Raw genomic sequence first — 9,123 nt, 5'->3', positions numbered from 1 at the left:
GCCGTGACCGCCGACCCCCTGCGCCGCGCTCTCACCGCACCCGCGGACCCGCCGCTACGGTCCCTGCCCGACCAGGTCGTCGCCCTGTTGGAGACCCTGCATGCGCCGCCGCGTCTTGCCGCGCACCTGCGGGCCGTGCACGACGTCGCCGCGCAGCTGACCGATGCGATGGCGGATAGGTTCCCGCAGCTTCCGTTCGATCGTGATGCGGTGCTCTTCGGGGCCGCCACCCACGACATCGGCAAGGTCCGGCACCCGGAGGAGCTGTCCGGGCCCGGATCCGCCCACGAGCCCGCCGGCTACGAGCTGCTGCTGGGGCATGGTGTCTCCGAGGCGCTGGCCCGGTTCGCGCGTGACCACGCGTCCTGGCAGCAGGACGGCATCGGTGTCGACGACCTGCTGGTCAGCGTGGCCGACAAGGTGTGGAAGGGAAAGCGGGTCACCGACCTGGAAGGGTTGCTCGTGGACCGGCTGGCCGAGGCCACCGGCCGCGAGCGGTGGTCGGTGTTCCTGGACCTCGACGACATCCTCGACCACATCGCCGCCGACGCGGACCGCCGGCTGGCCTTCCAGGCAACCCATCCGGTACGCGCCGGGTGACACCCTGCCCGTCATCGAGTCGCGGGATCCCGGTCAGCCATCCGACGGGCGCTCCGGAGGGACTCTGGGCGGGGGTGCGTGACAGCCACGGCCGTCAGACAGATCACGACGGCTGCGACGAGCGGCGGGCGGGCGCCGAGGTGGACGGCCGCGGCGCCGAGGGGGATCGCCACCACGAGTGGCCCGAACATCGCGGTGTTGGCCGTCGCGGAGACCCGGCCCAGCAGCGCTGACGGCGTGTGTGTCTGCACGGCGGTCACCGCCGCGACCAGGGTCCAGGGCAGGCCGACGCCGGTGACCAGCGCCCCCGCGATCGTGACCGGCCACCACGGCAGGCAACGCGCCAGGAGACCGAGCGCGAACAGCACCGTCCCGGCGACGCCGACGGCAACGGGACTGCGTCGGGCGAGCAGCCGGCCGACGATCAGTCCGCCGATGATGGAACCGGCGCCCTGCGCGCTGGCCAGCACGCCCAGGAACGTCGTCGGTAGGCGCAGCTCCGTGATCACGACCGCGTAGACCGCCGCGGTCGTGAAGCCGGACATGGCGATCGACACGGCCGCGAGCGTGACCGGCACCTGGGTCACTCGCTGTCCGAACAGGACCGACAATCCGGTACGCAGGCCGTTTCGCCGTGGTGCGGGCTGGTCGTGCGACGTCCTGTTCAGGCGCACCGCCGCGTACAGGGTGGCGACCAGGACCGGCATGGCCGCGCTGAGCACGACGACCGCGTGACCGCCGTGCCATGCGTACAGGCCCGCCCCGGCCAGGGGAGCGATGAGCTTCATGCCCTCCTGCGCGCTGGAGCGCCAGCCGTTGACGTCGCCGAGTTCCGTCGGTGACAGCGCGGACGGCAGCAGCGCCGTCTCACCCGCGTCGATCAGCACGTAGCTGACGCCGTAGGCGCACGAGACGGCGAAGATGAGCCAGGTCTGTCCCGGCCCGCGCACCGCGAGGAGCGCCAGCAGCGCGGCGGCCAACAGGAGGTTGACGGCGATGACCAGGGGTCGCCGGGATGCCCGGTCGAGCAGACCGCCCAGCCACGGGCCAGCGAGGACCGGGGCGTACACGCAGAGTCCGGCGAGGGCGGCGAGGCCGGTGGAGGCGGTGAGGTCGAGGATCCAGATCCCGGCCACCAGGGTCATGGCGCTGCTGCCGAAGCCGGACAGCAGGGAGATCGCCACGAACAGTCCCGCGTTGCGCCGCATGAGCCCTCCAGGTTGAGCCGAGATGACTCACATCCTGAATATTGAGTCTCATGTGGGCAAGACTCTCGAGGCTCTGTCAATCAACTGTTGACAGTGCCGCGTCGAGCTTCGCTGCGGCGGCGCGAACGGGTGCCGGCACGCGCTCGCCCGCCTCGGCGAGATCGGCGGCGAGATGCTCGGCCAACGCGTACAGCGAACCCGGGGCGGCATCCAGGGCGACCTCCACCGTGCTCCGGACTAGCCCCGCCCGATCGAACCGGGCGTCCCAGCGGCGATCGGCGGCGATCCACCGCCCGAGGTCGGCAACGGCGTTTCGCAGCGCCACGATCCGTGGTGCGAACCGGAGGTCGAGGTGCTGGCGGCGTGACCACCGCGCGGCCACCAGTCGCTGCCGGCGCTGCTCCGCGGCCTGCCGGCTGCCGAGACCCAGTGCCGTCGCGATCTGCGCCCACGTCGCGCCGTCGTGGCGCGCCCGGTCGATGAGGTCCAACTCCTGCTCGTCGAGGCGGGCGCGGGTGGCACGAACCTCGGCTAACCGGGCCAGCTCCGACGTCATGTGTCAACGTTACATTGACATGCGGTTGGGCTCGCGCACCAGGAACACGTCGATCGGGTCCTCGGTCTCCACTGTGAAGCCGTGTCGCTCGTACAACCGTCGGGCGGGGCTGCCCTGCAACACGTTCAGGCGGACGCGGGTGCCGTCGCGGTCGCACCGGTCCAGCAGCGCGCGCAGCACGGCCGTCCCGATGCCGCTGCCGTGCAGGTGTGGGGCCAGATAGAAGTGCTCCAGCCAGTGGGCGTCCGCCGCGGGCCGCAGCGCCACGCAGCCGGCGAAAGCTGCGCCCACCTCGACAACCCAGGTGTACGCGGGTGTGAACCCGTCCCGCAGGCGCTGCCGCACCCGCTGCTCGTCGTAGCGCCCCAGCCGCTCCAGATCCGCCCGCAGCACCACCGCCCGTAACTCGGCCACCGCCTCGACGTCCTCTGCCGAAGCCGGTCGAAGCTCCCAGTCCGCCATGATCATTAAGCTATCGCCCGCCGGAGCGGTGATCGACTCGGTTTCGCTGATGCCCTGTCGGCGGCGGTGTAACAAACCGGACAAGACGGTAAAGGCCCTGGTAGAGCACCCTTGGGGCAGGTGGAGGTAGACGGGTGGCGGGCCACACCCAGAGCCTCCGGCCCGGCGGGGACAACATCGTCCGCACCGGTGCCGTCCCCACCCAGCCCGGCCCCGACGCCGCGGCGGTCACGGCGCAGATGCCGTACCGGTCACGCGTACCACAGGCCGTGGCTGCCACCGACACCCCTGCGGGCGCCCGCAGCGGTGCCTCCGCCCATCGGGACGAGGACGTCAGCACCGTCGGCAGTCAGGCGACGCCTGTCGCCGGCCGTGCCTGTCGTCCCCGCGCCCCGCCGGCCTTTCGCACTGTGGACCCCGCCGTCCGGTGTCGCCCAAACCGCGCGCCGGCCTGGCGACCGAGCCAGAAAGGGCCCGACATGGCCGCTCCCACCGCGACAGCAGCCTTGAACGCATCCGTCTTCGCGCCGGGTGACCAGATGCTGCTGACCGTCACCTACTCAGACGCCGACACCAAACCGCTGACCGTCACCATCGTGGTCACCGACGCGCAGGGCAACAGCAGCGCGCCGGTGAAGGTCACCGCCGTCATCGACCCACTCACCCTGACCGTCAGTGACAACTCCGGGCGTACCTGGACCCGGGTGTCCGACAACGGTTCCGTGGCCGTCTACCGGGCGGTGGCGTGATGCCCCGGGTCACCGTCCAGGTCCGCGACGCCGCCGGGAACACCGCGACGGCCACCGCCGACTACAACCTGAGCCAGCCGGTGCTGGGAGGCTACTACCTGTCCGGGGGCGCCGACCCGACCGCCGACATGGCCGGCGGCAACTTCCGGTCGCTGACCCAGTACCGCAGTTTCGCCGACGGCTACACGTTCCCCGGCTACAACCGCCCCTGGCTGACCAGCCTCGGTAAGGCCGGGGTGCAGATGAACATGGTCCTGGAGTTGAAGCACTACGGCGCCCCGAACCAGGGGCCGCAGAGCTTCGCGGTGGACGGCGTCAGCTACACGGTGCCGGCACCGTCGATGACCATCCAGCAGCGTCCCGGCACCACCTGGCCGAGGGCGTACGGGTACGGCCAGGTGATCAACGGACAGTGCGACGGGTTGTTCGCCCGCGCCCTGTCGCAGTACCGGACGCTCGGCTTCGGGGTGAACATCCAGCTCGCCTCGGAGTTCGACACCGACCACGAGTTCGGGACCACCGAGGACGGCAAGGCCTACACCTGGGCCGAGTCGGACGCTCGGGCGGTGCAGGCGGTGAGCTACATCCTGACGTGGTTCAAGGCGCGGACCCTGCCCGCCGGGACGACCTTCTCGGTCGGGCTGGGCGGCTTCGACCGGGCCTGCTTCCAGCGTATGCACCCGGAGTCGCTGATGACCCGCCTCGACTATCTCCAGTGGAACGCGTACGCCACGAACGCCAGCCACACCGCGTTGGCCCGGTTCCGCCGCCCCAAGGACTGGGCGGTGGCGGATCTCGGCCCGGTGGCCCTGTCCCGTCCCGTGATCATCGCGGAGTGGGGGGTCCGGTCGGCGGAGATCCCGAACCAGGCCGCCTGGATCGCGACCGTGCCGGCGGCGATCGCTCAGCTCAACGCCGAGCGTGGGCCCCGGATCACGCGGACCAACTACTTCAACTCCGGTTGGGGCACCCTGACGCCGAAGGCGGTCGGGTTGGCCGCGCTGCGAGAGGCGTACGCCAAGCGGCCGTACGTCTGAGCGGTCCCGGCGGCTCCGGGGCTCCGGGGCCGCCGGGACAGACCAGTCAGCCCGGACTAAGCCGTTCGGCGTACGCGTCGCGCAGCTCGGGCCAACCGAAGTCCCTGGCCTCCGCGCCCCGGATCGGGCCGACCGGGTCGCCGTCGAGCAGCCGGTCGGCCACGTCGAGGCAGAGGTGCCAGCCGGCTGCGACCATCGGCAGCATGCCCCGGTCGGCGACGGTGTGCCGCAGAGTGAGTCGGGTGCCGCTGCCCAGCGGGCTGAGTTCCCAGCGCAGCAGGTCGTCGCCCCAGGTGTACTCCAGCAGGTGTGGCGGCTCGGCCCGGCGTACCGTCGCCGGGTCCTCCTGGGTGGTCTCGCCGTCGACGAGGGTGAGCACGGCGGTGCCGACGTGGCCGAGGTCGCGGTCGGCGAGGAACGGCGCCCACTGCGCGAGCTGGGTCGGGTCGGTCAGGGCCGCCCAGACGGTGGCCGGCGGATGCCGCAGGTCGCGGACGAAGACCAGTGTCGCGCCGTCGTTGGCGGGCTCGGCGCGCACCTCGGCGGGCGGGCTCGGGCGGAACGCGTCGCGGTCCATTCACTGCTCCTGACTGTCGAGGTGCCGTTCCAGGGCGTCCAGGTGCCGGGCCCAGAGCCGGCGGTACGGGTCCAGCCAGCCGTCGACCGCCCGCAGTGGGCCGGGGTCGAGGCGGTAGATCCGCTGGCGGGCGGCCGTCCGGCAGGTGACGAAGCCGGCGTCGCGGAGCACCCGCAGGTGCTTGGAGACGGCCGGCTGGCTGACCCCGAGCCCGTCCACCAGCTCGCCGACGCTGCGTTCGGCGTCGCGGAGCTGATCGAGGATCCGGCGCCGGGTGGGCTCGGCGAGGACGGTGAAGGCATCGGTGGACACCAGCCTAATATGCCTGGTTCTTCATATGACTGTCAAAGCATATGACAGGAGTCTCCGTCCCGACGTGGCGTCGCCGATCAGCTCCCTATGCTCGGATCATGGAACTGCGGATCTTCACCGAACCCCAGCAGGGCGCCAGCTACGACCAGTTGCTCGCCGTCGCCCGCTGCGCCGAGGACGCTGGCTACGGCGCGTTCTTCCGGTCCGACCACTACCTGATGATGGGTGCGGCGAGCGGCGAGCCCGGCCCCACCGACGCGTGGACCACGCTGGCCGGGCTGGCCCGCGACACCAGCCGCATCCGGCTCGGCACGTTGATGACCGCCGCGACCTTCCGGCTGCCCGGCCCGCTGGCGATCACGGTGGCGCAGGTCGACCAGATGAGCGGCGGCCGGGTGGAGCTGGGCATCGGCACCGGCTGGTACGCCGAGGAGCACACCGCGTACGGCATCCCGTTCCCGCCGCTGGCAGAGCGGTTCGACCGCCTCGAGGAACAGCTCGCGGTGATCACCGGGCTGTGGTCCACGCCGACCGGCGAGCGGTTCGATCACGCCGGTCGGTACTACCCGGTCCAGGACTCGCCCGCGTTGCCCAAGCCCGTGCAGCAGCCGCGCCCACCGATCCTGCTCGGCGGGACGGGCCCGAAGCGCACTCCTCGGCTGGCCGCCCGCTACGCCGACGAGTTCAACCTGCCGTTCGCCTCGGTGCCGGACACGGCGGCGCAGTTCGACCGGGTCCGCGCGGCGTGCGCCGAGATCGGCCGGGACCCCGCCGGGATGGTCTGGTCCAACGCCCTGGTGCTGTGCTGTGGGCGGGACGACGCCGAGGTGGCCCGCCGGGCTGCCGCCATCGGGCGCGACCCCGACGAACTGCGGGCCAACGGTCTGGCCGGGACCCCCGCCGAGGTCCTGGACACCATCGGCCGGTACGCAAAGATCGGCAGCGAGCGGATCTACCTCCAGGTGCTGGACCTCGGCGACCTGGAGCACCTGGAGTTCGTCGCCAGCGAGGTGATGGCGAAGCTCTGAGTCGGCCGGGTGGCCGTGGGACGGCGCTCGGCCGGGTGGCCGTGGGACGGCGCTGCCGGTCAGGCCCGGTGGGCGCCCGTCGTGACCGCGTCCGGGTCGCCCAGCACGGTGTCCAGCCGCCCGTCCCCATCACTGTCCACATAGGTGATGTCGGGGATCCCGTCGCCGTCCACGTCGATCTGGACGACGTCGGCGACACCGTCGCCGTCGAGGTCGGTGACCACCTCCACCGAGCCGTCCAGGTGTCGGGTCACGATCGACTGCGGGCCGGCACCGGGCGTGCGCGGCGGCGGCCCCGGTGCCGGCACCGGTGTCGGGGCCGGCGCGGGCGCCGGTGTGGGGCGAGGGCCAGGCGTCGGCGCCGGGTGACTCGGCAAACCGCCGGCCGCTGGCGCGCTGGCCTGCTCGACCCCGGTGCCGGTGGGGTCCAGTTCCTCCTCGGAGGGGAAGACGTCGCCTCGCGGGGCCGGATCACGGTAGCTGCTCATGAGCGTAGGGTTCCCCGACGATGACGAGAACAACCGTGCCCGATCGACCGGTGTCCCCGGTGCCGGGTTTGGCGGAAAATGCTGGGACCGACGCCACGGTCATGAACGGGGGTCCGAGCGTGGAACTGCGCCGGAATCGGGGAGCCCGTGCGCTCGCCCTGGTGTGCGTACTCGGCGGAGTGCTCTTGTTGGTCTACCCCAGCGACGGCGCCCTGCTACGGACGATCATCGCGGTGGGAGCCGTCGTGCTCGGCTGCCTGGCGCTGGTCAGCGCACTGCGGCCGTTCCGGTTCCGGATCGACGCCGAAGGTGTCAGCATCCGGCGGCCCGGCCTGCGCCGGGAGATCCCGTGGGCCGAGGTCGACGCGCTGGTCCTCGACGACCCGCCCCGACGCGCCGGCTACTCGGCACCACCGCGACTGCTGCTGGTGCCTGTGCCGGGCGTGACGCTTGAGCCGGTGACCGCCCGCCACCCGCTCGACGGCCGCCCGGCCATCGAGTTGCTCGTCCTCGACCAGGTTCGCGAGCAGCCCGAGCAGGTGTCGGCCGCGCTCACCCGCTATGCCGGAGGTCGTTTCGTCGACCTGGCCGCGCTGCGCCGCGCCGCCTTCGCCACCCCGGACCTTCCGGTCGGCCTGCGTGGCTACCGGATGGACCGGGTCGACCAGCTGATCCGGCGCGGCCAGGACGCCCTGGTTTCCGGCGACGCGCAGACCAGGCAGGCGGCCCGGGGCGAGATCGAACGCGTGTGCGCGGCCGGCCTGCCGGTCGCCCAGCGTGGCTACAGCACGTTCCAGACGGATACGGTTCTGGACGCCCTCGTCGCCGCGTTGGCCGACCACCAGTCCACCGATCGGGAGACCGCCACATGACCGCCCAGGGAGAGCACGCCACGTCGACCACCGCGGTCGACGTCCCGCGCCGCAACTGGGCCGGCAACGTGCGGTACGCCGCTCGGGCGTTCCACCGCCCCACCTCCGTGGACGAGCTGCGCCGGCTGGTCGCCGGCAGCAGCCGGATCCGGGCGGTGGGCAGCGGGCACTCCTTCAACCGCTTCGGCGACACCGACGGCGACCTGGTCACCCTCGCCGGGCTGCCCCCGGTCGTCGACCTGGACCGCGAGCGCGGGCAGGTCACGGTCAGTGGCGCGATGCGCTACGGCGACCTCGCCCGGCACCTGCACACCCAGGGGTACGCGCTGGCCAACCTCGCGTCGCTGCCGCACATCTCGGTGGCCGGGGCGGTGGCCACCGCCACCCACGGCTCCGGCCAGACCCACGGCAACCTGGCCAGCGCGGTCGCCGGCCTGGAGTTGGTCACCGCCGACGGCGACCTGCTGCGGGTCGACCGCGACGCCGACACGTTCGCCGGCATGGTGGTCGGGCTCGGCGCGCTGGGCCTGGTAACCCTGGTCACCCTGGACGTGGTGCCGACCTTCGAGCTGCGCCAGTACGTGCGGCTCGACCTCGACCGGGAGGCGCTGGACGAGGCGCTCGGCTCCGCGTACAGCGTGAGTGTCTTCACTGACTTCCGTTCCCCCCGGCTGCGCGAGGTGTGGCGCAAGCAGGTGGCGGACCAGCCGCCACCCCCGGCGGACTGGCTGGGCACCACCGCGGCCGACGCGCCCCGGCACCCGGTGCTCGGAATGCCGGTGGAGAACTGCACCCCGCAGCTCGGCGAGCCGGGCCCGTGGCACGAGCGGCTGCCGCACTTCAAGCTCGGCTTCACTCCGAGCAGCGGTGACGAGCTCCAGTCCGAGTACCACGTGCCACGGACGGCGGCAGCCGACGCACTCGCCGCACTGGACGACGTGGCGCACCTGATCGCCCCGGTGCTGCTGGTGTCCGAGCTGCGTACCGTGGCGGCGGACGAGCTGTGGCTCAGCCCGAACCACCAGCGGGACAGCTTCGTACTGCACTTCACCTGGGTCGACGACACCGCGGCGGTGCTGCCGGTGGTGGCCCAGGTGGAGGAGCGCCTGGCACCGTTCGCGCCCCGCCCGCACTGGGGCAAGGTCTTCGTCACCGACCCGGCGGAGCTGGCCGCCCGCTATCCGAGGCACGCCGACTTCGCCGCCCTGCTGCGTCATCTGGACCCGACCGGCAC

Annotated in this window: 12 protein-coding genes; 6 read left to right on the top strand and 6 right to left on the bottom strand. The window is 72.3% G+C overall.

Going from position 1 to position 9,123, the window contains the following annotated elements:
* The first annotated feature begins 3 nt into the window (after nucleotides 1-3).
* On the top strand, nucleotides 4-600 hold the full coding sequence (locus tag KBX34_RS32350; protein WP_210928900.1) for an HD domain-containing protein: 597 nt from the start codon (nucleotides 4-6) through the stop codon (nucleotides 598-600).
* Nucleotides 601-611: 11 nt separating this feature from the next.
* On the opposite strand, the gene KBX34_RS32345 is transcribed toward KBX34_RS32350, so the two are convergent.
* The 3 genes from KBX34_RS32345 to KBX34_RS32335 form a co-directional block, all read right to left on the bottom strand.
* A complete protein-coding gene (locus KBX34_RS32345; RefSeq protein WP_210928899.1) occupies nucleotides 612-1,808 on the bottom strand; it encodes an MFS transporter in 1,197 nt (398 codons plus the stop codon).
* 76 nt (nucleotides 1,809-1,884) lie between these two features.
* Nucleotides 1,885-2,364: a hypothetical protein gene (locus tag KBX34_RS32340; protein WP_210928897.1), complete on the bottom strand. Its 480-nt coding sequence runs from the start codon at nucleotides 2,362-2,364 to the stop codon at nucleotides 1,885-1,887.
* 9 nt (nucleotides 2,365-2,373) lie between these two features.
* Nucleotides 2,374-2,826, bottom strand: coding sequence for a GNAT family N-acetyltransferase (locus KBX34_RS32335; protein ID WP_210928895.1), 453 nt, complete (start codon nucleotides 2,824-2,826; stop codon nucleotides 2,374-2,376).
* Between the two features lie 479 nt (nucleotides 2,827-3,305).
* Here KBX34_RS32335 and KBX34_RS32330 point away from each other — a divergent pair, with 479 nt between their 5' ends.
* Nucleotides 3,306-3,575, top strand: coding sequence for a hypothetical protein (locus tag KBX34_RS32330; RefSeq protein WP_088949608.1), 270 nt, complete (start codon nucleotides 3,306-3,308; stop codon nucleotides 3,573-3,575).
* Nucleotides 3,575-4,612, top strand: coding sequence for a hypothetical protein (locus KBX34_RS32325; RefSeq protein WP_210928893.1), 1,038 nt, complete (start codon nucleotides 3,575-3,577; stop codon nucleotides 4,610-4,612). The genes KBX34_RS32330 and KBX34_RS32325 overlap by 1 nt, the downstream gene beginning before the upstream one ends.
* Before the next feature lie 46 nt (nucleotides 4,613-4,658).
* Here the strand turns inward: KBX34_RS32325 and KBX34_RS32320 are convergent, their stop codons facing one another.
* Together KBX34_RS32320 and KBX34_RS32315 are read right to left on the bottom strand one after the other, a co-directional pair.
* Nucleotides 4,659-5,189: an SRPBCC family protein gene (locus tag KBX34_RS32320; RefSeq protein WP_210928891.1), complete on the bottom strand. Its 531-nt coding sequence runs from the start codon at nucleotides 5,187-5,189 to the stop codon at nucleotides 4,659-4,661.
* Entirely contained in the window at nucleotides 5,190-5,501 is a 312-nt protein-coding gene (locus tag KBX34_RS32315) for a helix-turn-helix transcriptional regulator (RefSeq protein ID WP_088949605.1), read from the bottom strand.
* 98 nt (nucleotides 5,502-5,599) lie between these two features.
* Here KBX34_RS32315 and KBX34_RS32310 point away from each other — a divergent pair, with 98 nt between their 5' ends.
* Nucleotides 5,600-6,529, top strand: a complete 930-nt coding sequence (locus KBX34_RS32310; protein ID WP_210928889.1) for an LLM class F420-dependent oxidoreductase — start codon at nucleotides 5,600-5,602, stop codon at nucleotides 6,527-6,529.
* Between the two features lie 59 nt (nucleotides 6,530-6,588).
* Here the strand turns inward: KBX34_RS32310 and KBX34_RS32305 are convergent, their stop codons facing one another.
* Nucleotides 6,589-7,017 (bottom strand): hypothetical protein, encoded by a 429-nt coding sequence (locus KBX34_RS32305; RefSeq protein WP_210928887.1) that lies wholly within the window; start codon nucleotides 7,015-7,017, stop codon nucleotides 6,589-6,591.
* Nucleotides 7,018-7,118: 101 nt separating this feature from the next.
* Here KBX34_RS32305 and KBX34_RS32300 point away from each other — a divergent pair, with 101 nt between their 5' ends.
* Nucleotides 7,119-7,889 carry a hypothetical protein gene (locus tag KBX34_RS32300; protein WP_210928885.1) on the top strand — a complete coding sequence of 257 codons (771 nt, stop codon included), beginning with the start codon at nucleotides 7,119-7,121 and terminating at the stop codon, nucleotides 7,887-7,889.
* Nucleotides 7,886-9,123 (top strand): FAD-binding protein (locus KBX34_RS32295; RefSeq protein WP_210928884.1); only part of this gene is annotated, 1,238 nt, incomplete at its 3' end. The genes KBX34_RS32300 and KBX34_RS32295, both read left to right, overlap by 4 nt.

Origin of the sequence: Micromonospora sp. M61 (assembly GCF_018070245.1) — a bacterium.
Classification (GTDB): Bacteria; Actinomycetota; Actinomycetes; order Mycobacteriales; family Micromonosporaceae; genus Micromonospora; species Micromonospora zamorensis.
Note: the sequence above shows the minus strand (reverse complement) of the source record. Positions and strands in the feature narration are given on the sequence as shown.

Bases quoted from the DNA above. Each gene is read 5' to 3' on its own strand.
- KBX34_RS32345 (WP_210928899.1), bottom strand. From the start codon at position 1,808: ATGCGGCGCAACGCGGGACTGTTCGTGGCGATCTCCCTGCTGTCCGGC.
- KBX34_RS32340 (WP_210928897.1), bottom strand. From the start codon at position 2,364: ATGACGTCGGAGCTGGCCCGGTTAGCCGAGGTTCGTGCCACCCGCGCC.
- KBX34_RS32335 (WP_210928895.1), bottom strand. From the start codon at position 2,826: ATGGCGGACTGGGAGCTTCGACCGGCTTCGGCAGAGGACGTCGAGGCG.
- KBX34_RS32330 (WP_088949608.1), top strand. From the start codon at position 3,306: ATGGCCGCTCCCACCGCGACAGCAGCCTTGAACGCATCCGTCTTCGCG.
- KBX34_RS32325 (WP_210928893.1), top strand. From the start codon at position 3,575: ATGCCCCGGGTCACCGTCCAGGTCCGCGACGCCGCCGGGAACACCGCG.
- KBX34_RS32320 (WP_210928891.1), bottom strand. From the start codon at position 5,189: ATGGACCGCGACGCGTTCCGCCCGAGCCCGCCCGCCGAGGTGCGCGCC.
- KBX34_RS32310 (WP_210928889.1), top strand. From the start codon at position 5,600: ATGGAACTGCGGATCTTCACCGAACCCCAGCAGGGCGCCAGCTACGAC.
- KBX34_RS32305 (WP_210928887.1), bottom strand. From the start codon at position 7,017: ATGAGCAGCTACCGTGATCCGGCCCCGCGAGGCGACGTCTTCCCCTCC.
- KBX34_RS32300 (WP_210928885.1), top strand. From the start codon at position 7,119: ATGAACGGGGGTCCGAGCGTGGAACTGCGCCGGAATCGGGGAGCCCGT.